Source organism: Pseudomonas phytophila (assembly GCF_025643095.1).
Taxonomy (GTDB): Bacteria; Pseudomonadota; Gammaproteobacteria; order Pseudomonadales; family Pseudomonadaceae; genus Aquipseudomonas; species Aquipseudomonas quasicaspiana.
The window spans coordinates 5,085,703-5,104,933 of record NZ_CP081201.1 but is presented as its reverse complement, the minus strand read 5'-3'; the positions used below and the strand labels follow the sequence as shown (position 1 = coordinate 5,104,933).

23 protein-coding genes are annotated in these 19,231 nt (G+C 56.4%); 11 read left to right on the top strand and 12 right to left on the bottom strand.

The window, feature by feature from the left end:
- Positions 1–103 precede the first annotated feature (103 nt).
- The 3 genes from K3169_RS23135 to K3169_RS23125 form a co-directional block, all read right to left on the bottom strand.
- Positions 104–670: a peptidylprolyl isomerase gene (locus K3169_RS23135; RefSeq protein WP_027902946.1), complete on the bottom strand. Its 567-nt coding sequence runs from the start codon at positions 668–670 to the stop codon at positions 104–106.
- Between the two features lie 114 nt (positions 671–784).
- Entirely contained in the window at positions 785–1,585 is an 801-nt protein-coding gene (locus tag K3169_RS23130; RefSeq protein ID WP_231678123.1) for an alpha/beta fold hydrolase, read from the bottom strand.
- Positions 1,586–1,598: 13 nt separating this feature from the next.
- Positions 1,599–2,522 (bottom strand): LysR family transcriptional regulator, encoded by a 924-nt coding sequence (locus K3169_RS23125; RefSeq protein ID WP_027902948.1) that lies wholly within the window; start codon positions 2,520–2,522, stop codon positions 1,599–1,601.
- A gap of 59 nt (positions 2,523–2,581) precedes the next feature.
- On the opposite strand from K3169_RS23125, the gene K3169_RS23120 reads away from it, so the two are divergent.
- From K3169_RS23120 to K3169_RS23105, 4 genes are all read left to right on the top strand, one after another.
- Positions 2,582–2,896 carry a hypothetical protein gene (locus K3169_RS23120; protein WP_027902949.1) on the top strand — a complete coding sequence of 105 codons (315 nt, stop codon included), beginning with the start codon at positions 2,582–2,584 and terminating at the stop codon, positions 2,894–2,896.
- A gap of 336 nt (positions 2,897–3,232) precedes the next feature.
- A complete protein-coding gene (locus K3169_RS23115; protein WP_122397329.1) occupies positions 3,233–3,832 on the top strand; it encodes an FMN-dependent NADH-azoreductase in 600 nt (199 codons plus the stop codon).
- Positions 3,833–4,087: 255 nt separating this feature from the next.
- Positions 4,088–5,302 (top strand): aldose 1-epimerase family protein, encoded by a 1,215-nt coding sequence (locus K3169_RS23110; protein ID WP_263268194.1) that lies wholly within the window; start codon positions 4,088–4,090, stop codon positions 5,300–5,302.
- 310 nt (positions 5,303–5,612) lie between these two features.
- The gene (locus K3169_RS23105; protein WP_263268192.1) at positions 5,613–6,479 is read left to right on the top strand and encodes an EamA family transporter; all 867 of its coding nucleotides are present in this window, start codon (positions 5,613–5,615) and stop codon (positions 6,477–6,479) included.
- Positions 6,480–6,532: 53 nt separating this feature from the next.
- On the opposite strand, the gene K3169_RS23100 is transcribed toward K3169_RS23105, so the two are convergent.
- From K3169_RS23100 to K3169_RS23090, 3 genes are all read right to left on the bottom strand, one after another.
- Positions 6,533–7,318, bottom strand: a complete 786-nt coding sequence (locus K3169_RS23100; protein ID WP_231678191.1) for a Fic family protein — start codon at positions 7,316–7,318, stop codon at positions 6,533–6,535.
- Positions 7,315–7,587 (bottom strand): hypothetical protein, encoded by a 273-nt coding sequence (locus K3169_RS23095; RefSeq protein ID WP_099270726.1) that lies wholly within the window; start codon positions 7,585–7,587, stop codon positions 7,315–7,317. The genes K3169_RS23100 and K3169_RS23095 overlap by 4 nt, the downstream gene beginning before the upstream one ends.
- A gap of 91 nt (positions 7,588–7,678) precedes the next feature.
- Positions 7,679–8,932, bottom strand: coding sequence for a mechanosensitive ion channel family protein (locus K3169_RS23090; RefSeq protein WP_231672929.1), 1,254 nt, complete (start codon positions 8,930–8,932; stop codon positions 7,679–7,681).
- A gap of 181 nt (positions 8,933–9,113) precedes the next feature.
- Here K3169_RS23090 and K3169_RS23085 point away from each other — a divergent pair, with 181 nt between their 5' ends.
- Positions 9,114–10,460: a DEAD/DEAH box helicase gene (locus tag K3169_RS23085; protein WP_027898061.1), complete on the top strand. Its 1,347-nt coding sequence runs from the start codon at positions 9,114–9,116 to the stop codon at positions 10,458–10,460.
- A gap of 191 nt (positions 10,461–10,651) precedes the next feature.
- Positions 10,652–11,044 (top strand): transcriptional regulator, encoded by a 393-nt coding sequence (locus K3169_RS23080; protein WP_263268189.1) that lies wholly within the window; start codon positions 10,652–10,654, stop codon positions 11,042–11,044.
- A gap of 177 nt (positions 11,045–11,221) precedes the next feature.
- On the opposite strand, the gene K3169_RS23075 is transcribed toward K3169_RS23080, so the two are convergent.
- From K3169_RS23075 to K3169_RS23060, 4 genes are all read right to left on the bottom strand, one after another.
- Complete coding sequence (locus tag K3169_RS23075) at positions 11,222–12,091, bottom strand: DUF6279 family lipoprotein (protein WP_099270721.1); 870 nt, start codon at positions 12,089–12,091, stop codon at positions 11,222–11,224.
- 63 nt (positions 12,092–12,154) lie between these two features.
- Positions 12,155–12,880, bottom strand: coding sequence for a TorF family putative porin (locus K3169_RS23070; protein ID WP_099270719.1), 726 nt, complete (start codon positions 12,878–12,880; stop codon positions 12,155–12,157).
- Between the two features lie 144 nt (positions 12,881–13,024).
- On the bottom strand, positions 13,025–13,537 hold the full coding sequence (locus K3169_RS23065) for a hypothetical protein (protein ID WP_263268188.1): 513 nt from the start codon (positions 13,535–13,537) through the stop codon (positions 13,025–13,027).
- 171 nt (positions 13,538–13,708) lie between these two features.
- Positions 13,709–13,897: a hypothetical protein gene (locus K3169_RS23060; RefSeq protein ID WP_027898056.1), complete on the bottom strand. Its 189-nt coding sequence runs from the start codon at positions 13,895–13,897 to the stop codon at positions 13,709–13,711.
- A gap of 362 nt (positions 13,898–14,259) precedes the next feature.
- Between K3169_RS23060 and K3169_RS23055 the strand changes: the two genes are divergently transcribed.
- Both K3169_RS23055 and K3169_RS23050 read left to right on the top strand, forming a co-directional pair.
- Positions 14,260–15,096: a S1 RNA-binding domain-containing protein gene (locus K3169_RS23055; RefSeq protein ID WP_263268185.1), complete on the top strand. Its 837-nt coding sequence runs from the start codon at positions 14,260–14,262 to the stop codon at positions 15,094–15,096.
- Between the two features lie 118 nt (positions 15,097–15,214).
- On the top strand, positions 15,215–15,616 hold the full coding sequence (locus K3169_RS23050) for a DUF2177 family protein (protein ID WP_122707277.1): 402 nt from the start codon (positions 15,215–15,217) through the stop codon (positions 15,614–15,616).
- A gap of 223 nt (positions 15,617–15,839) precedes the next feature.
- Here the strand turns inward: K3169_RS23050 and K3169_RS23045 are convergent, their stop codons facing one another.
- Positions 15,840–16,220, bottom strand: coding sequence for a hypothetical protein (locus tag K3169_RS23045; RefSeq protein WP_263268183.1), 381 nt, complete (start codon positions 16,218–16,220; stop codon positions 15,840–15,842).
- Positions 16,221–16,469: 249 nt separating this feature from the next.
- Here K3169_RS23045 and K3169_RS23040 point away from each other — a divergent pair, with 249 nt between their 5' ends.
- The 3 genes from K3169_RS23040 to def all read left to right on the top strand — a co-directional run bounded on the left by K3169_RS23040 (position 16,470) and on the right by def (position 18,433).
- A complete protein-coding gene (locus K3169_RS23040; protein ID WP_087270630.1) occupies positions 16,470–16,661 on the top strand; it encodes a CsbD family protein in 192 nt (63 codons plus the stop codon).
- A gap of 221 nt (positions 16,662–16,882) precedes the next feature.
- A complete protein-coding gene (locus K3169_RS23035; protein ID WP_027901882.1) occupies positions 16,883–17,845 on the top strand; it encodes a YihY/virulence factor BrkB family protein in 963 nt (320 codons plus the stop codon).
- 48 nt (positions 17,846–17,893) lie between these two features.
- Complete coding sequence (gene def, locus K3169_RS23030; protein ID WP_099270706.1) at positions 17,894–18,433, top strand: peptide deformylase; 540 nt, start codon at positions 17,894–17,896, stop codon at positions 18,431–18,433.
- Positions 18,434–18,575: 142 nt separating this feature from the next.
- Here the strand turns inward: def and K3169_RS23025 are convergent, their stop codons facing one another.
- The gene (locus tag K3169_RS23025; protein WP_231678129.1) at positions 18,576–18,986 is read right to left on the bottom strand and encodes a GNAT family N-acetyltransferase; all 411 of its coding nucleotides are present in this window, start codon (positions 18,984–18,986) and stop codon (positions 18,576–18,578) included.
- Positions 18,987–19,231 lie beyond the last annotated feature (245 nt).

Genomic DNA, 19,231 nt, shown 5'->3' with positions numbered 1-19,231 from the left:
TGCCCACGAGTTAGGCGGGCTCTCCTTACTGAGCGGATATTCCCTTGATCGGACCGCATGAAATCAAGAATGCTTAAACTGATTTCATGCGGACACGTTTAGCTTATTCGACTCGCTTGGCGGACTTGATGTAGATCGGGTCGAGAGGGACGTTCTGCATGCCTTGCTTGTTGCCGGACTGGGCGTTGACGATCTGGTCGACTACATCCATGCCCTTGACCACTTTGCCGAAAACGGCGTAACCGAAGTCGCGCACGCCGTTGTCCAGCATGGCGTTATCGGCCGTGTTGATGAAGAACTGGCTGGTGGCCGAATTGACTTGCGAGGTACGGGCCATGGCAACGGTGCCACGCACGTTATGCAGGCCATTGTTCGCTTCGTTCTTGATCGGATCTTTGGTCGGCTTCTGCTGCATTTGCGCAGTGAAACCGCCGCCCTGGGCCATGAAACCCGGGATCACACGGTGGAAAATCGTGTTGTTGTAGAAGTTGCTGTCGACGTAGCCCAGGAAGTTCGCAGTGCTGATCGGAGCCTTCTGGTCTTCGAGCTGGATTTCAATCGCGCCGAAGCTGGTGTCGAGCACGACGCGGGTCGGCTTGGCAGGTGTTGCAGCCATGAGGTTGGCGGCGAACAACACGGAGCAGGCGGCGATGACGATTTTTTTCAGCATGGGTCAGTTGATCCTGATTGATGGTTTCGACTGCGATCGATAATGCAGACACATGAAGCGATGCAGGCTGCAAGGTAATCACGTTTGGCTTTTTTTGCCCAGCGTGAAAGCGCTTTAGACGTTCACGTCAGCCTGTACGGCATCGATGAATTCCAGAGCGATACGGTTGAACTGCTCCGGGTGCTCAAGCGGCGTAGCGTGACGGGAGTCTTTGATGACCACCAGTCGAGCATTCGGGATCAGTCCCACGTACGCTTCTTTAAGCGCGACCGGTGTGTAATCCCGATCGGCACTGATCACCAGTGTAGGGCAGGTAATGCGCGACAGCTTGTGCTCGACGCCCCACCCGACGATCGCATCGAAGCTGGCCAGATAAGCGCGTTTGTCGTTGCTCGCAAAGCGTTCGGCCATGAGATGGCGTAAATGTGCATGTTCGGGTTTGGGGAACAGATTGTGACTCACCGCCTTACCCAGGGTACCCATACCCAGCAGCCGCGCCAGCACCCAACGCCTGGTGTATTGCCAGACATCGTTGGCGCTGCGCACTTTGACCTGCGGTGCACTGTTGACGATGCACAGGCTTTTCAGCAGATGAGGATAATCCACCGCCAACTGGAAGCCGATCATCCCGCCCATGGACAGCCCGAGTACATGCACCTGGCCCAGATTGAGGTGCTCGATCAGCGCTTCGACATCGGCACTGAAGCCACGAATGCTGTAGCGCTCCCGGGGTTTGTCGGAGCGCCCGTGGCCGCGCATGTCCATGGCAATGACCCGATAACGGGCGGCGAATGCCGGGATCTGATACTCCCAGTCCCGGCAGCTTGAGCCCAGGCCATGCAGCAATAGCAAGGGTGGGCCCTGGCCATATTCTTCGTAATGCAACGAGCAGCCGTCATGTTCGAAATGGGCCATGGACAGGTCCTTGTCAGGCTTGTTGAGGCGCGGCGAAAGCAGCGGTCAGCGGTGCGGTATCAAAGGTGCGGATCAGTTCGATGAGAATCTGCGTCGCTGGCCCCAGTGGTTTGTCTTTGCTGGAGTAAAGATAGAAGGTCGGGTTACGACTGCCACCTTTGTCCATCGGCAATGCCTTGAGTACACCTTCACGCAGTTCGCGTTCGATCAGGTGGCGCGGCAACCAGGCAAAGCCTAGACCACTGCTGACAAAAGTCGCGGCGGTCGGCAGGCTGCCGACCGTCCAGCGCTGCTCAGCGCCCAGCCAGCCAACGTCTCGGGGTTGCTGACGGCCGGAATCGCGGATCACCACTTGCAACTGGCTTTCCAGATCCTGAAAGGTCAGTTCTCGGTGCAATTGATGCAGTGCATGTTCCGGGTGGGCGACGGCGACGAACTCCACGGTGCTCATTTCAGTGCCCAGATAACCGGGAATGCTGAAGCCACTGATCGCCAGATCGGCAACGCCTTCGAGCAAGACTTCTTCTACCCCTGACAGCACTTCTTCGCGCAGCCTGACGCGGCAGCCACGGCTTTGCGGCATGAAGGCTGTCAGTGCCCGGACCAGTCTTGCGTTGGGATACGCGGCATCCACCACCAGACGCACTTCCGCTTCCCAGCCTTGCTCCATGTGATGGGCAAGGTCTTCAAGCTGGCTGGCTTGTTTGACCAATTGACGGGAGCGGCGCAGCAGCACGCCACCCGCTTCGGTCAGCACCGCCTTGCGCCCGTCGATGCGCAACAGCGGCACGCCAAGTTGCTCCTGCATACGCGCCACGGTGTAGCTGACTGACGATTGCGAGCGGTGCAACACGTCGGCTGCCTGGGCGAAGCCGCCGTGATCGACCACGGCCTGCAAGGTTCGCCATTGATCGAGAGTGACGCGGGGGGCTTTCATGTGATGCTCCTCTTTTGCTGCGCTTTATCCTAATCTGCAATCCCTTCTGGAGACTGCCGATGAACAGAATCTGTTGTGTATTGCTGGCGCTGCTGCCGATGACGGCCTGGGCGTATCCCATCGAGGTTGAGAAAAGCTACGAGGGCGTTCAAGTCGACTACACCGCTCACGATAGTTTTCACGACATGGGCTCCATCACCGTGAACAACTACGGCGACGTCGACGCCAAATGCAGCGTGGTGTTTCGCAACGGCCCCGAAGCTCCCCGTACCCGGCGCATTACCGTGGCCGCGAAAAAAAGCGCGGACGTGACCGCCAAATTCAACCGCAGCATCATCAAGCTGCGCATCAGTCTTACCTGTAAAGCCGAGTAATCACCAACACCCGATTTCTGGATTGGAGTGCGTCCCTGTGGGAGCCGAGCTTGCTCGCGATAAGGCTTGACGCAGTTCACTTTGGATCGCGTCAAGCCTTATCGCGAGCAAGCTCGGCTCCCACAGGGATTTGGCGCCTGAGAAAAAGTTGCAGTTCCACATCGAAACCCACAGTTCCAATATGTGCTGCACGACAGCGTGATCCCAGAGTAAACGAGCGGTAGGACAAAACAAGTTATTAGATATTTTGTAGCAGGTTTTTACGCTTTTTAATCGATATGTTCACATTTAACCTTCACTCCATCGAACACATTTTTTTCGTTGGAGCCACAGATCATGTCCCGCGTCCTAGTCATCGAAAGCAGCGCCCGTCAGCAAGGTTCGGTTTCCCGCCAATTGACTCAACAGTTCATCGGCCAGTGGCAAACCGCGCATCCTGCTGATCAAGTGACGGTTCGTGATCTGGCCGCAGACCCTGTGCCGCATCTGGATTCGACATTGCTGGGTGGCTGGATGAAGCCCGCCGATCAGCGCTCGGCTCTAGAGCAAGCCGCACTGGAGCGCTCTGATGTACTGACCGATGAGCTGGTTGCAACGGACGTTCTGGTACTCGCCGCACCGATGTACAACTTCGCAATCCCGAGCACCCTCAAGGCATGGCTGGATCATGTATTGCGTGCCGGTGTGACCTTCAAATACGGCGAAACAGGTCCGCAGGGTCTGCTGGTCGGCAAACGCGCCATCGTTCTTACGGCTCGCGGCGGTATCTACGCTGGCAGCAGCCTGGACCATCAGGAACCGTACCTGCGTCAGGTACTGGCGTTCATCGGCATTCACGACGTTACCTTCATCCACGCTGAAGGCTTGAACATGGGCGGTGACTTCGTCGAGAAGGGTATGAACCAGGCCATCGCCAAACTGGCTCAGGTGGCCTGATCTGAAGCATTGCTGCGCGCTCTACTGAATCGACTTCCCCTTGGCACCTCCCGCTCCTGGGTGCATGGCCCGATAGATCCCCTTTTTTGGCGGGTTATCGGGCTTTTTTCTTTTGTGTATTTCAGCGACGACTTCGTCTGAATTGCATTTCCTGTTTGTCTGCATTTTGACTAGACTCGGTTGGTAGCTGAATCGATTAATCCGATTCAGCCTGATGCTGCTGCGAATCCAATAATTCCAATAAGGACTACCCCAATGAAACCTCTTGCCTGGCTTTTCGGCCTCAGCGCAATTGCCGTCGCTACACAGGCCGCCGCCTGGGACTACGTGCTGCTCGACACCGACAAGCCCGCCCAGAACCAGCAAATCACCAGCGCCCAACTCGGGGTCAAGACCGACAAACCGTTCTCCATCACGATGCGCACGCTGCATGGCGGTCGGCAGGAAGGTGTGAGCGTAATTGATATCGACAACGGCACGATGAAGCTTACGGTGGTGCCCACCCGCGGCATGAACGTGCTGCAAGCGTCTGTGGGCGATGTGCGCATGGGCTGGGATTCGCCGGTGAAGGACATCGTCAATCCAGCGTTTATCGAACTCAATGGTCGTGGCGGTCTGGGCTGGCTGGAAGGGTTCAACGAGTTAGTGACCCGCTGCGGTTATGAATGGGTCGGGCACCCGGGCATGGATAACGGCGAGTTACTGACCCTTCATGGTCGCGCCGCGAACATTCCGGCCAGTAAAGTGACGTTGCACATTGATGAGAAACCGCCGTTTGCCATCCGTCTCAGAGGCGAATTGAAAGAACAGGCGTTCAAGAAGGTCGACTTCTCGGTGCAGACCGAACTGGTGACTGATGCCGGCAGCACGCGCTTCACCCTCAACGACACGTTGACCAATAACGGGGACTACCCGAAGGAATATCAGGCGCTGTATCACAGTAACTTCAGCACGCCGTTCCTGGAGCAGGGCGCGCGTTTCGAAGCGCCGGTGAAGCAGGTTTCACCGTTCAACGAGAAGGCCAAAGGTGATCTCGGTGACTGGCAAACCTATCGCGCGCCAACACCCGACTACGACGAAACCGTTTACAACGTGGTGCCGTATGGCGATGCCAAGGGCGAGACCCTTGCGGTCCTGCATAATAAAGGCGGCAGCCTGGGGGTGTCGCTGGGCTTCAATACCCAGCAGTTGCCAGTCTTCTCGCTGTGGAAAAACACTGACACCAAAGGCCAGGGTTACGTGACGGGTCTGGAGCCGGGCACCAGCTTCTCCTACAACCGCCGTTACCAACGCCCGCTGAATCTTGTGCCGACCATTGGTCCCAAGGAGCAACGCCAGTTTGAGATCAGCTACAGCTTGTTAGCCGACAAAGCAGCAGTCGATACCGCGCTGGGCAAGGTCAAAGATATCCAGGCCGGGCGTGCGACCGAAGTGCGTAAAGAGCCGTTGGTGGATTTGAGTAAGGAGTAAGCCTCGTCAGGCGGGCAGATGTGCCTTCTGTAGGGGCGACTGCTTCGTCTCCGCCGCTGCGTTGTCTCACAGCAAGCTCGGTCCCATGTGGGAGCGGTGCTTGCCCGCGATAAGAACACCGCGATTTATCCTTCGACCGCGCCGCCCTTATCGCGGGCAAGCACCGCTCCCACAAAAAAACCTTATTTATTCAGTGAGTTATGTTTTTTTTGATAGGCACGCGCAAGCTACATGAATTGAATTCGCCGTGCTTTATGGACACCGCTGACACCAACCCGTTAAGGTCGCCGCCTTCAATGGGGGAGTGCTCATGGGTTATCTACTTATCGTGACGCTGATCCAGGCGTTTTCATTCAGCCTGATCGGTGTTTTTCTGGCAGGGCATGTCGACAGCTACTTCGCTGTGCTGATCCGCGTCGTGCTGGCCGGGCTGGTCTTCATCCCGCTGACTCAATGGCGTAGGGTGGAGCCGGGCTTCATGCGCGGGATGCTGGTCATCGGTGCGCTGCAATTCGGCATCACCTACGTCTGCCTGTACCTGAGCTTCCGGGTGCTGACCGTGCCGGAAGTCCTGCTCTTCACTATCCTCACGCCACTGCACGTAACCCTGATCGAAGACGCACTCAATCGACGCTTCAACCCGTGGGCCCTCGTGGCCGCACTGGTTGCCGTATTGGGCGCAGGCGTGATTCGTTGGGACGGCATCGACGGCAACTTCCTTGGCGGCTTCCTGCTGCTGCAAGTTGCCAACTTCACCTACGCCGCAGGGCAGGTATTGTACAAACATCTGGTCGCCCGCTACCCCAGCGATCTGCCGCACTACCGGCGCTTCGGCTACTTCTACCTGGGGGCGCTGATCATCGCCTTGCCCGCGTTCCTGATGTTCGGCAACCCGCAAAGGTTACCGGACGCAACGGACCAATGGGCAGTGCTGCTGTTCCTCGGGTTTTGCTCCACGGCACTGGGCATGTATTGGTGGAACAAGGGAGCGTGTCTGGTCAACGGCGGCACCCTGGCGGTCTTCAACGTCCTGCATGTGCCGGTCGGGCTGCTGATCAACCTGCTGATCTGGAACCAGAACGAACCGCTGGAGCGGCTGGCTTTTGGCGGGGTGCTGATTCTGGTGTCGTTGTGGGTTAGTCGGCTTGGTTCGATGGGGCGGAGATCCGCATCTTGAAGACTCAACAGAAGGTTACAGATTCTGAAACCTTCTGTTGAGTGACGCTTCTTTCAGGGATCTGTCCGGTATCGCTTTTTGGCGGCTTGGGCCCTGTAGCGCTCTAGCATTTCTGGCGTATTGGCGGCTCCTGCAACGTAGACTTCATCGTCCATTGCGTTGACAGGATGCGCGCCATCCAGGCCTTGAATGCTTACGATCTGATCAAGCCAATCGTCACGGCTAGTAACCGGGCGAATAAAGTTGCTCAGATAGCAGTCGAGAATTCCCAGTTCGGGCGAATCAATTTCCTGGCTGAGCGCTTGGAGGTAAGCATTTTTCTCAGTCGCAGCCCAGGCGATTGAGAATCCGGCGCGGAAGCATAACTCCATGTGCACGAGTAAGATCGCTCTACCGTTGCCGTCGAGAAAAGGATGGGCGAAAGCAAACAGGCCCATGATGGTCCCGGCTTTTTCTTTCATTTTATTTTTGTCGCTAGCTAGGCGCAGGGCATAGTCGACGGCGAGTTTTATCTGCTCGGGTCTTTCGAATTCAGTACGGAAAGGCGAGTCTACGTCGCCCTTCGAGATTTCTTTGTCGGGGGCCGTGGAAAGCCGATCGCGACCGGCCCAGTGATAGAAGTCCTGAAAAAGTGTCCTGTGCGTCTCCAAAACTGTTTGATAGGAGATTTCATCAGTTGTAGCGAGCATATCCAGTGCCGACTCGATTCGAGAGGTAAAGGCAACATGCTCCATACGTTTAACTTTTTCGAGATCCTTCTCGGCAGTAGCGTTCTCCAGATATCCCTTTGTTTTAAAAGTACCAAATGGGTCGAAAACGGCGTGACGTCGGCTGCTCATCGAGCTACTGGATACTTTACGTTCGCCTTGAGCTCATCCAGATAACGCGAGTGCAGTTTCATCATGTCCGGCCCAGCGATGAAGCCTTTCCGGCTGAGGCTGATGAGCAAGCCCTCGATATCGTCTGGATTTACTTCGTCGCCAGCCAGGCGGGTGACTACACGAGACACCTTATCCAGCCTGGATTCGGTGTAGTGAACACCGTTGCGTTCCGCTAGAGATCGAATGAATCCGGATACGTTCTTCTCGGGGATATTCAGGGTTGCCATGTCGAAGGGCCTCCTTCTGTAGTTGCCGCAGTGTAGCAAAACTGAGTATGGACGGGGGTTGGAGTCATTGCGCGGAAGATTCAGAAAGGCATCACTTACCCGCCAACCCCACCCGCATATCCGACCCGCTCGGTTGCTGATAAACCCCAAGCCCGAACTCCGGCAGCACGGCCAGCAGGTAATCGAAAATATCGCCCTGAATGCGCTCGTAGTCGGCCCACACGGTGGTGCGGGTGAAGCAGTAGATTTCCAGCGGCACGCCTTGGGACGTGGCTTCCAGTTGGCGGACCATGCAGGTCATGTCCGGGTGAATGTCGGGGTGGCTTTTCAGGTAGGCCAGCGCATAGGCGCGGAAGGTGCCGATGTTGGTCATGCGTCGGCGATTGGCGGATAGCGCTGCGACGTTGCCCTGAGCCTCATTCCAGGCGAGCAATTCCGCCTGTTTACGGCTGATATAGTCGGTCAGCAGGTGCACCTGGCTGAGCTGCAACTCTTCATCGTCACGCACGAAACGTACGCCGCTGGCGTCGATGAACAGGCTGCGCTTGATGCGTCGTCCGCCGGATTGCTGCATGCCACGCCAGTTTCTGAACGACTCTGACATCAGGCGCCAGGTAGGAATGGAAACAATTGTCTTGTCAAAGTTCTGCACCTTGACCGTGTGAAGCGTGATGTCGACGACATCGCCGTCGGCGCCGACCTGAGGCATTTCGATCCAGTCGCCCACCCGCAGCATGTCATTGCTGGTCAGTTGCACACTGGCCACGAACGAGAGCAGGGTGTCCTTGTAGACCAACAGAATCACCGCCGACATGGCACCCAGACCCGAAAGCAGCAGTAACGGCGAGCGGTCGATCAAGGTGGCGACGATGATGATCGCGGCAAAGATATACAGAATCATCTTCGCCAGCTGTACATAGCCTTTGATCGAGCGGGTGCGGGCGTGGGTGGTGCGGGCATAGATATCGAGCAGGGCGTTCAGCAGCGTCCCTATTGCCAGCGTCATGAACAGAATGGTGAACGCCAGTGCGATGTTGCCGATGACGTTCTGCCCGGTTTTGCTGAGGTCAGGCACCAGATTCAGGCCGAACTGGATCACCAGTGAGGGGACCATTTGCGCCAGCCGATGAAAGACCTTGTTGTGGCGTAAGTCATTGACCCAGTGCAGTGCGGGCTGACGGCCCAGTATTTTTGTCGCGTGCAGAATCAGAAAGCGCGCCAGTCGCCCAGCGACCAGCGCGACGACCAACAGCAACAACAGGCCGAGGCTCGCATGCAGGACGGGATGTTGATCAAGAACTGCCCAGAGATCCTGGGCGCGGCGCCATAACGATTGAATATCCATAGATGATCTTAAAAATCCGGTAGAGAAAAGCGCCGCAATTAGAACATTCATGGCGCAGATAAGGGGACACCTTGGCAAATTGCGTAACAAAATCAGCCATTGGTAGTAAAGAAACTCGGCTCGGGCGGCCGAAACCGTTACGCTATGCGCCGTATTTTTGTATTTCGTCGAGGTAACACCCGTGTTTTCCCAATTCGCCCTGCATGAACGCCTGCTAAAAGCCGTGGCCGAGCTTAAATTCGTCGAGCCGACGCCAGTGCAAGCTGCCGCCATACCTCTGGCGCTGGAAGGGCGTGATCTGCGGGTGACGGCGCAAACCGGCAGCGGCAAGACTGCTGCATTTGTATTACCGATCCTCAATCGTCTGATGGGCCCGGCCAAGGTTCGCGTCGACATTCGTGCCGTGATCCTGCTGCCGACCCGTGAACTGGCGCAGCAGACGCTCAAGGAAGTCGAGCGTTTCTCGCAGTTCACGTTCATCAAGTCCGGCCTGATCACCGGCGGCGAAGACTTCAAGGTCCAGGCCGCCATGCTGCGCAAGGTGCCGGATATCCTGATCGGCACCCCAGGCCGTTTGCTGGAGCAATTGAACGCTGGCAACCTGGACCTGAAGAACGTTGAAGTGCTGGTCCTCGACGAAGCTGACCGCATGCTGGACATGGGCTTCTCCGAAGACGTCGAGCGTCTGGCGAATGAATGCGCCAACCGCCAACAGACCCTGTTGTTCTCGGCCACCACCGGCGGTGCCGGTCTGCGCGAAATGATTGGCAAGGTGTTGAATAATCCGCAGCACCTGCAAGTCAACAGCGTCAGCGAGCTGGCTTCCGGTACCCGTCAGCAGATCATCACCGCTGACCACAACAGCCACAAGGAACAGATCGTCCACTGGCTGCTGGCCAACGAGACGTATCAGAAGGCGATTATCTTCACTAATACCAAAGCTCTGGCCGACCGCCTGTATGGCCGTCTGGTAGCACTGGATTACAAAGCTTTCGTGTTGCACGGCGACAAGGACCAGAAAGACCGCAAGGCCGCTATCGACCGTCTGAAGCAGGGCGGCACCAAGGTGCTGGTTGCTACCGACGTCGCCGCTCGTGGCCTGGACGTTGAAGGTCTGGACCTGGTGATCAACTTCGACATGCCGCGCAGTGGCGATGACTACGTTCACCGTATCGGTCGTACCGGCCGTGCGGGTGCAGAAGGCCTGGCCATCTCGTTGATCTGTCACGGCGACTGGAACCTGATGTCCAGCGTCGAGCGCTACCTCAAGCAGACCTTCGAGCGTCGTACCATCAAGGAAGTCAAAGGCAGCTACGGCGGGCCGAAGAAGGTCAAGGCTTCAGGCAAAGCCGTTGGCGTGAAGAAGAAAAAGACCGACGCCAAGGGCGACAAGAAGAAAACCGGTGCCAAGGCCCCAACCAAGCGCAAAATCGCCAACCGGCCGAAGACCGACGCCTTGTCGCTGGTCAGCAAAGACGGCATGGCCCCGCTGAAAAAGCGTAAGACCGAAACGCCTGCGGCTGAGTAAGTTGCCCGCAATTCTCTCGTAGGACCGGTTAAAGCCGGTCCTGCGCTGAGAGCTCTGATTCATCTCCATCCAGTCACCATCGGGCAGCTTCGGCTGAACGGGGCGCTTCAGCACCTGTCACAATTTTCAGCTGCAAGCCTGATGGCCAGATTTCACGGGCCATTCCCCCAAGTTGACTGGAGGTAATAACAATGGACAAACCTTATGACTGGGACCTCGTTGAGCGCCTGTTGCACGAAGTACAGAACAGTGCCGACGACACTTTCAAACCCCGCGAGTACGCAGAGGACCACGCCGCGTCAGCTGCAGTGGGAGAGCCGGTAGCAAATCTGGATCACCTGAAGGTCGTTGCCAGTGAATACGAGAAGCTGCTGCTGGACCGTGGATTTATCCAGTCACGTCCGGAAGCAGAGGGCGGCAATGGCGAAAACTTTGTCCTGACCCCGCGCGGCGCACAATTGCTGGCGTTGATCGACAGCAGCATCCCCGGCAATGACCACCCGCGTCAGGTGCTGGATGAACAACAGGACGCGCTGGATCCGGCAACCTTTGAAGAGGTTGCGGCCAAAGCGCAGATTGCTTGAGGAATGCCTGCAGGCTGCTGAATTGAAATGCATCCCTGTAGGAGTGAGCTTGCTCGCGATAGCGCTCGCCTGTCATGTATTTCGTGACCACCTGAACGCGATCGCGAGCAAGCTCACTCCTACAGGGCCCAGGTATGGCGAATAGAGTGCATGCTCCCTCTTGCATGATCGACAGATTCAGCTCGCCTGAGCCGCCTTCAAACAGCTCAAATCCGTAAAGTCTTTCCTGGTGTCGGCGATCTTGCTCAGCAGGCGCTGGCGCTGCTCAGGCGTGCTCTGGGCCATCAGGTCCACCAGCAACGAGATGGCCGCCTGTTCGGTCCTGTCGTAGGCCTCGCGATATTCAGGCGTCCAGAACGTCTCGCGATCCTGCAACAGTTTCGCAATCTTCGAGGGGAAGTCTGGCGCTTTGCGATCCTGTACCGTCGCAACGAAGCGCTTCTGCCAACTGGCCCGGTTATCAAGCCATGCCCGATTCTGTTCGCCAAGCGATTGCGACCAGCTCTGAATGCGTTGCAGCTGTGCGGCGTTGAGTTTACCCATCCACGGGGTCAGGCGTTTTTCCATGCGCTCGGCACGGTCGCTGATCTGTTGGGGCAGGGGCTCTTTGAGGTATTCGTTCTCACGCTTGCGCTGGTCCTTGGCAAAGGCGTTCTGCATCTCCTGCACCTGCTTGTCGTCCAGCTGGGCGAGCAACTCGACGGCAGACGGGGTGATCTGTCGTGATATCTGTCCAATCGCCAGCTTGGCCTCGTCGGTGCGTGCCTGCAGTTCATCGGCCGTGACCTGATTGGTTTCGACCATGCGTTGCAGGCGGTCCAGCCATCCCAGATAGCCGGGCAACTGAGTCGTACAGTGCCAGCTCAAATGCTCCTTGAGGCGCTCATCGAACCAGTCTTTTTGCGCTGAGTTCATCTCCAGGTAGTCGCTGAGCGACCAGGGAATGATGATGTCGAGATTGCGGTACGCCAGCCCAACGCGCGTACAACCGCCAAGAATGAACACGGCCATCAACAATGAAATGAAGGCTTTGAACGGGGTACGCATAACGACTCCTCGATGGACCTGCTTGTTTGTGTAGAGCGGGCCAAAGAGTAGCAGTTCACTGAATTAGAAGAATGAACGCACAGCCTTGAGGGTAAGAGTGCCTTCGCAATTCGGATTGTGACCGCTGTAAGCGCTGCAACCGTCCCCGGTCAGGCTGGAGCCGCTGTAGATCAGATTCATGTCGAGACCCAGCCAGGGACGCGACAGGTTCAGCGACCAGTCATTGAAACTGGTGACCATGCTGCCATCCGAAATTTGCTGTGGCGCATCGTACTGATGGTTGGCGTACTGCATCCGCACGCCCAGGCCCAACTGTTCGACTCCGCCCAGATCGACGATCAGGGTACTGTCACGACGCCCCACATCGTTGCTGAAAGCTGCGCCAATGCGGCTGTCGAGAATGCGCAGGCCAGCGTAAAACTCGTGTGTATCGATCTGACTGGTGTCCGGGTAGCTGTAGCGGATCATGCCCAGCTCGTAGCCGAGGGTCTGATCGAACGGTTTCTTGAATCCCATGTAGGAATCCAGCTCCAGCGTGCTGTCCTCGGTAACGCCAACATTGGGCGTCCACTGGCCGAAATAGAAGCCGCTGTCGTGGGTCAGGTCCAGCCCGCCATGGAATGACCCCGAGCCGCTCTGGGTTACCAGGCCTTGCGCCATGCTGCGCGTGGGCGATGTACCCAATTTCAGGCTGAAGTCTCCCAATTCCCGCTCAATTACCTGGGCGGATGCATGCTGACAAACAAGCAGGGCGCTTATGGAAAGCGCGTAATGACGAAAATTGAGCATCGTGCTCACTCCTTCATGTTACGGAGGGGGCAGGTTGAAATGGCCAAAGGCCCAACGGGAAAAACAGGGGAGCCGCGATCTAGAGCCTCGCAGCATACCTACGAAAGTCGTAGAGCGAAGACCGTTCGTCGATCCACAGGATAATCAGTTCGAAGCGGTCGCTTGAGCCGGAGGGATAATCAAGCCGCGAATGACCACTAACGCCTGATCAAACGACGGATAGCCACTCTTGGCGACATCCAGGTCAGCGTACTCGGCACGGTATTGTTCGGACTTCTTTTGATCGGTCATGCTGAGCTGCTGGGAAAGCAGCGCGATTGCCAGCGGGTGTTTGTGTCTCGCGGCATCTTCAAGCAATTCGATTACCCTGGGCTGGTCTGATTGTTGACGAATCAACAGCACCGCCAGGTAAAACTCGGCTTCGCCCGATGCGTCATTCACGCCCGCACGGCGCAGCATGGCCTCGGCCAGTTCGTAATTCTCACGATCGGCTTCACTGATCAGCAGCTTGGCTTGCAGCATATCGTTCTGATACAGCAGATGCTCTGCGCGACAGTCGCTGCCAGAAGCGTGGCCGTCATCAGGGACCGTGTTGCAATTGTGAGACGCGCAACCTGTCAGGTAGATCAGTGCGCCGAACAGCATCCAGTTCTTCATTCGTGCATTCCGCAAAAGGCTGGCTTCAAGACATCATCCTGCCCGTAGTCGAGCGACCAGGCAATGGCGGCCTTGCAGTCAGGATGAAACGGGTATGTGCAACGAAGATTAGCAAGCTCTGGCGCCTTGGGAGTCAAGACGCATAGAGATCGACAACTGGAGCGGGGGAAATTACTTTTTGCCGAGGGTGATCTGTTTGGACGGGCCGAAAGTCTGGCCGCTGACGCCTTTGGCAATCTGCTGGATTTCGCCACCGGACTTGAGGAAAGCAGCAATCTGGGCGTTGATCGAGTCGCTCGTTTCAACGGCTGGAGCTGGCTTTGCTTTCGAGTTGGATGCTTTTACACGCATGGCTGCCATTAACCTATATAAACTTGATACGGCCAGCAATGGTACACGAATGGCTTGACAATTGCTTGGGAAATATCCTCTTAAACTCACAGGAAATAATCTGGCCGTGGGGGCTAAATAATTAACAATGTCGGGCTAACCGGTTGTTTTAACTGATAAGTTATTTCAGCGATTATTTTTCAGCGCCTGAAAATCAAGCATTTACAGCGCCCGCGCATCTGACGAATGGAGCGTCTGACGGGTTCATCGCCTGCAAGCAAATATTTGATTTTTTTGGCCTTTTTGAATGTCGGGTGCAGCGACATTCTGCGTCAGCCTCATGGCCCGCAAACTCGGGTAGAATGCCGCCCACGTAATGAGGGTATTTGCACATGGCTTTAATCGGGCGTTACAACAGCTTGCAAGTGGTTAAACACACTAACTTCGGTCTTTATCTGGATGGCGGGGCGGACGGCGAAATTCTGCTGCCCAATCGTTATATTCCCAAAGATATTCCCAGCGAAGATGAAGACTGGCTCAACGTTTTCATTTATCTGGACAGCGAAGACAAGCTGCTGGCCACCACAGAAAAACCCAAGGTTCAGGTCGGTGAGTTCGCCAGCCTGAAGGTGGTTGAAGTCAACAGCATCGGCGTGTTCCTTGACTGGGGTCTGCCCAAGGACCTGCTGCTGCCGTACTCCGAAGAGAAGCGCACGTTACAGGCCGGTGATTACTGCGTGGTGCATGTCTATCTGGACAAACACACCCGTCGCATCACCGCGACTGCACGCCTGGACCGCTATCTGGACAAGACGCCTGCCAGTTACAGCTTGGGTCAGGAAGTCGACCTGCTGGTGGCTGAAGCGACTGATATGGGCTTCAAGGCGATCATCAACAACAAACACTGGGGCCTGATTCACAAGAATGAGGTCTTCAAGTTCATGCGCGCCGGCAAGCAGGAAAAGGGCTACATCAAGGAAGTCCGCAGCGATGGCAACATCAGCCTGAGCTTGCAACCGGTGGGCGAGCAAGCCGCCAGCAGCCTGAACAACAAGATCCTCGGCAAGCTGAAGGAAAACAACGGCGTACTGCCGGTCAGCGACAAGAGCGATCCGCAAGTCATCAGCAACCTGTTTGGCGTCAGCAAAGGCAATTTCAAGAAAGCCATTGGTGCGTTGTACAAGCAAGGCCAGATCGTGATCCACGCAGACCGCATCGAGCTGGTCTGACGTTCATCGGTTAAAGCAGGGACGATGGATCGTTCCTGCCTGGCATGGGGTCCAACCCGTCAATGCTCATCAAGGTCGCTCCGCGCAATGCGGACCCACTCAGACAAGGACGCCTTTCATGAAAAGAAACCTCACTGCTTACTTCATCATCTTGCTGACCTTTTTGGTCCTGGACGGCATCTGGCTGGGCTTGTTGATGGGGCCGAGCTATCGGGCCTGGCTTGGGCCGTTGATGCTCGACAAACCGGTGATTGCGCCCGCCGTGGTTTTCTACCTGCTGTACGCCTTTGGCTTGCTCGTCCTGGCGGTGCAATCAGGGTTGCGTCGCGACAGCGTCAGCCACGCGGCCAAGCGCAGTGCGTTGCTGGGGCTGGTTGCTTACGGCACCTATGACCTGACCAACTGGGCCACGCTCCAGGGCTGGCCTGCGCAACTGGCGCTGGTCGACTGGGCGTGGGGAACGTTTGCTTCAGCTGTGGCGGGGACGGTCGGATTTCTGGTTGCTCGACGGGTTGCTTGATACTTGGCGCATAACTCGATTGGAACGCCTTCCTGTCTATGGATGGCGCAGTCTCCAAGGCCCCCCCACTAACGCAGAAGCCACAAGACCTGTAGGAGTGAGCTTGCTCGCGATGACGTCGGTTCAGGCGATAAATTCGTAGACCCTATGACCGAATCGCGAGCAAGCTCACTCCTACAGGGTCCCGCGTTTGCTGCGCGACAGAGTTGCGCAGTTCAAAGCATCAGGGCTGCTGAAAATCCGCGAAGCTCAAATTCGCACCCAGCGGCCTCACATCCTTCAAATAAGAATCCTTGTCCGCGCTCAGTTCCAGGCTGACGGTGGATTTGCGCTGGCCTTTATTGCGAATCACCAGACCTTCCATGTGATCACGCAGGAATACCGTGGTGACCTTCAAATGCAGCAATTGGTCGCTGCTCGGCGTGTACAGCAGCAGGTGCATCCATTCGTACTGACCCACCGCCAGGCGCGGTACGGGCAGGTCGAACCACCAGATGTTCTTGTTGGTATTCAAGGTTGCAAAGTGGGTGTTGTTGGTACCCAGCACGGCACCGCCCAGTTCCTGGTTCCGGCGTGCGATGGCCTGCTTTTTATCGAGTTTCATAATGTTCCTGCGGATCGTTGTATTCAGCGCGACGGGCATTGGCCCGACGCAGCCGGATTGCGTTGCGCATTCTCGTGGGTTGCTGCGCAAACTTAAAGCCAAAGTTTTACCGAGCGGTTTTATCAGGCTCATGAGCAGCAGACGAACGGCGGTCACGTTCATGAAAATACTTGAAACTCTGCGCAAAAGGGGCAGGTCAATCATTACGTCGAGGCGATGACCTCTCATTGATTCTGCGGAGTAAGACCTATGAGCAGCACTGGCGATAAAGTTAAAGGCATGGCTAACGAAGCAGTCGGTAACGTCAAGCAAGGCGTGGGTAAAGCAACCGACAACTCCAAACTGAAAGCTGAAGGCAAGGCGCAGGAAATCAAAGGCGAAGCCCAGCAAGCCAAAGGCAAGGCCAAAGACGCAGTGAAGAAGGGCGTCGACAAGGCGTAAGCCGACTATCCGGGTTGGTCCTGGTGTTGAGTAACGGCCATCTTCGGATGGCCGTTGTCATTTTCAGCGTCTGTAAACCAAGGTTTTGAAACCTTTTTCAGGCCGTCCAGTCCACTGAATTAAGGTAAAAAGCCAGTATCTGCGAACAGCTTGTGTGAGAGGCGCAGTACCCATCAATGTGAATGTGTAAGCTGCGTCAGTTATGTAGCGAAGGAGACGCCATGATTTTCCCGGAATTGCGCCAACTGCCACTGGGCAAGGTGATGGTCCGTACGGTTAGCGAATTTCTCGATGACGAGATGTCCACCTATGCGTCAGCGTTGGCCTACCAGATGCTGTTTTCGCTGTTTCCTTTCCTGCTGTTTCTGATTGCCCTGATCGGTTTTCTGCACCTGCCGGATTTCTTCTCCTGGCTGCGGTTGCAGTCAGAGCTCGTTTTGCCGCCTCAGGCTTTGGAGCAGGTCAATCCGGTTATTGATCAACTGCAGCAGTCCAAAGGCGGGTTGCTCTCGATTGGTATCGTCATCGCGCTATGGACCGCCTCGGCCGGTGTGCGCTTGATGATGAGTGCGATGAACGCCGCCTATGACGTGGTTGAAGGCCGCCCGGTCTGGAAGCGCATTCCGCTGTCTGTGGCTTACACCATCGGTATCGCCATGATGATGCTGGCGGTGGCCGCGTTGATGGTCACCGGGCCGCAAGTCATGAACTGGATTGCCGCGCAGATAGGCATGGAAGACTTCATCGTCACGCTCTGGACCATCCTGCGCTGGCCGCTGATCGTCATGCTGCTGATGGTGGCTGTGGCATTGATTTATTACGTCATGCCGGACGTGAAGCAGGAGTTTCGCTTTATCACGCCAGGCTCTGTGCTGGCGGTCGTGGTGTGGATTATCGCCTCGTTGGGCTTTGGTTATTACGTCAAGACGTTCGCTGACTACAACGCCATGTACGGCAGCATCGGTGCAATCATCGTCTTGCTTCTGTATTTCTATATTTCGGCAGCGGTGCTATTGCTGGGTGCCGAGATGAACGCCGTAGTCGAGCATATGTCGGTTGAAGGCAAGGACAAGGGCGAGAAAGTAGAAGGTGATGGCGCAATCGAGTCCACAGAGAAACAGCATGTTTCCGGTCTGGGGCGTGACCATTCTCTGCCGCTGCCCGCCAAGGCCGGGGAATCCTGAGCCTGAGTGTGGCAGGATGAGGTTTTTTCGCTAAGGAGCCCGGCCCGCATGATCCACCCCATTCTGAAAATGGGCGATGAGCGTCTCTTGCGCATCGCCCCACCTGTGCCTCAATCGATGTTCGGCAGCGCTGAGCTCAAGACCCTGATCGCCGACATGTTTGAAACCATGGAAAGCGTCGGCGGTGTTGGTTTGGCGGCTCCGCAGATTGGCGTAGACCTGCAACTGGTGATCTTCGGTTTTGAACGCAACGAGCGTTATCCGGATGCTGAAGCCGTACCTCAGACGATATTGCTTAATCCTGTGATCACGCCGTTGCATCCGGCCGTTGAAGAAGGCTGGGAAGGTTGCCTGTCTGTGCCGGGTTTGCGTGGCGCGGTTAACCGCTTTCAAAGTATCCGTTACGAAGGCTTCGATCCGGACGGCCAGCCGGTCCTGCGCGACGCCCACGGCTTTCATGCCCGCGTAGTGCAGCACGAATGCGATCACCTGATTGGCCGCCTTTATCCTTCGCGTATTACCGACTTCAGCAAGTTCGGGTTTATGGACGTGATGTTCCCGGATATGGATCCGAATGCGGATGAATAACGCTTAGGCAGAATGCATTCATGCTTTGAGCTGGAATGCATTCTTGTAGGAGCGCGCTTGCCCGCGATTCGGTCTGTCAGTCGACGAATCTATCGCCTGTGCTTAAGCTATCGCGGGCAAGCGCGCTCCTACGGTTCAATATCTACCCCTTCCTCTGCATCGCCATCAACGCCTTGGTCTTTTGATACCGCGCCAGCTTGTCCGCCAGCATCGGCGGCAAATCTGTTGTGAGTGCGAAGGCTGATCGTTCGTAAAACGTCACGAGATCCGGATGGCAAAACAGCCAGACCGGCCCGTTCAGCTCCTTGAGCGCGCTGGCGATCAGTTGTCCTGCAATGGTCCGTCCTCGCCACTGCGGCGCCACGAACAGCCCGGTCAACCAATACCCGTCAGCCACCGGCATAAGACTCAGTGCGCCGATGATTTCCTGCTGCCGTGCCACCCACATCTGTGCCGCTCCGGACGAGCGCATTGGCGAGCGATGGGAGCGGTAGAACTTGTCCAGCAGGGGCTGGCAGAGCGACGGTAGAGGGCAGAATTCAGTCTCGGACATCTGGCAGGGCGCACTTCAGAGGGGCGGCCGGAATGGCTGCTTATCATAGCGTCGAATCGGTGTATAACAGAGAACAGATCCTTGAACCTGGAGCACGCATCATGAGCAAAGGTATGGATTCAAAGAAAGCCGCGAAGAAAAAGCCCGCCAAGACCGCCGACGAAAAACGCGCCGACAAAAAAGCCAAGAAATCCGATACGGGGCTTTTTGGGCATTGAGCCCAAGCGGAGCCTGGCATTTGGGCT

Bases quoted from the DNA above. Each gene is read 5' to 3' on its own strand.
- K3169_RS23135 (WP_027902946.1), bottom strand. From the start codon at position 670: ATGCTGAAAAAAATCGTCATCGCCGCCTGCTCCGTGTTGTTCGCCGCC.
- K3169_RS23130 (WP_231678123.1), bottom strand. From the start codon at position 1,585: ATGGCCCATTTCGAACATGACGGCTGCTCGTTGCATTACGAAGAATAT.
- K3169_RS23125 (WP_027902948.1), bottom strand. From the start codon at position 2,522: ATGAAAGCCCCCCGCGTCACTCTCGATCAATGGCGAACCTTGCAGGCC.
- K3169_RS23120 (WP_027902949.1), top strand. From the start codon at position 2,582: ATGAACAGAATCTGTTGTGTATTGCTGGCGCTGCTGCCGATGACGGCC.
- K3169_RS23115 (WP_122397329.1), top strand. From the start codon at position 3,233: ATGTCCCGCGTCCTAGTCATCGAAAGCAGCGCCCGTCAGCAAGGTTCG.
- K3169_RS23110 (WP_263268194.1), top strand. From the start codon at position 4,088: ATGAAACCTCTTGCCTGGCTTTTCGGCCTCAGCGCAATTGCCGTCGCT.
- K3169_RS23105 (WP_263268192.1), top strand. From the start codon at position 5,613: ATGGGTTATCTACTTATCGTGACGCTGATCCAGGCGTTTTCATTCAGC.
- K3169_RS23100 (WP_231678191.1), bottom strand. From the start codon at position 7,318: ATGAGCAGCCGACGTCACGCCGTTTTCGACCCATTTGGTACTTTTAAA.
- K3169_RS23095 (WP_099270726.1), bottom strand. From the start codon at position 7,587: ATGGCAACCCTGAATATCCCCGAGAAGAACGTATCCGGATTCATTCGA.
- K3169_RS23090 (WP_231672929.1), bottom strand. From the start codon at position 8,932: ATGGATATTCAATCGTTATGGCGCCGCGCCCAGGATCTCTGGGCAGTT.
- K3169_RS23080 (WP_263268189.1), top strand. From the start codon at position 10,652: ATGGACAAACCTTATGACTGGGACCTCGTTGAGCGCCTGTTGCACGAA.
- K3169_RS23075 (WP_099270721.1), bottom strand. From the start codon at position 12,091: ATGCGTACCCCGTTCAAAGCCTTCATTTCATTGTTGATGGCCGTGTTC.
- K3169_RS23070 (WP_099270719.1), bottom strand. From the start codon at position 12,880: ATGCTCAATTTTCGTCATTACGCGCTTTCCATAAGCGCCCTGCTTGTT.
- K3169_RS23065 (WP_263268188.1), bottom strand. From the start codon at position 13,537: ATGAAGAACTGGATGCTGTTCGGCGCACTGATCTACCTGACAGGTTGC.
- K3169_RS23060 (WP_027898056.1), bottom strand. From the start codon at position 13,897: ATGGCAGCCATGCGTGTAAAAGCATCCAACTCGAAAGCAAAGCCAGCT.
- K3169_RS23055 (WP_263268185.1), top strand. From the start codon at position 14,260: ATGGCTTTAATCGGGCGTTACAACAGCTTGCAAGTGGTTAAACACACT.
- K3169_RS23050 (WP_122707277.1), top strand. From the start codon at position 15,215: ATGAAAAGAAACCTCACTGCTTACTTCATCATCTTGCTGACCTTTTTG.
- K3169_RS23045 (WP_263268183.1), bottom strand. From the start codon at position 16,220: ATGAAACTCGATAAAAAGCAGGCCATCGCACGCCGGAACCAGGAACTG.
- K3169_RS23040 (WP_087270630.1), top strand. From the start codon at position 16,470: ATGAGCAGCACTGGCGATAAAGTTAAAGGCATGGCTAACGAAGCAGTC.
- K3169_RS23035 (WP_027901882.1), top strand. From the start codon at position 16,883: ATGATTTTCCCGGAATTGCGCCAACTGCCACTGGGCAAGGTGATGGTC.
- def (WP_099270706.1), top strand. From the start codon at position 17,894: ATGATCCACCCCATTCTGAAAATGGGCGATGAGCGTCTCTTGCGCATC.
- K3169_RS23025 (WP_231678129.1), bottom strand. From the start codon at position 18,986: ATGTCCGAGACTGAATTCTGCCCTCTACCGTCGCTCTGCCAGCCCCTG.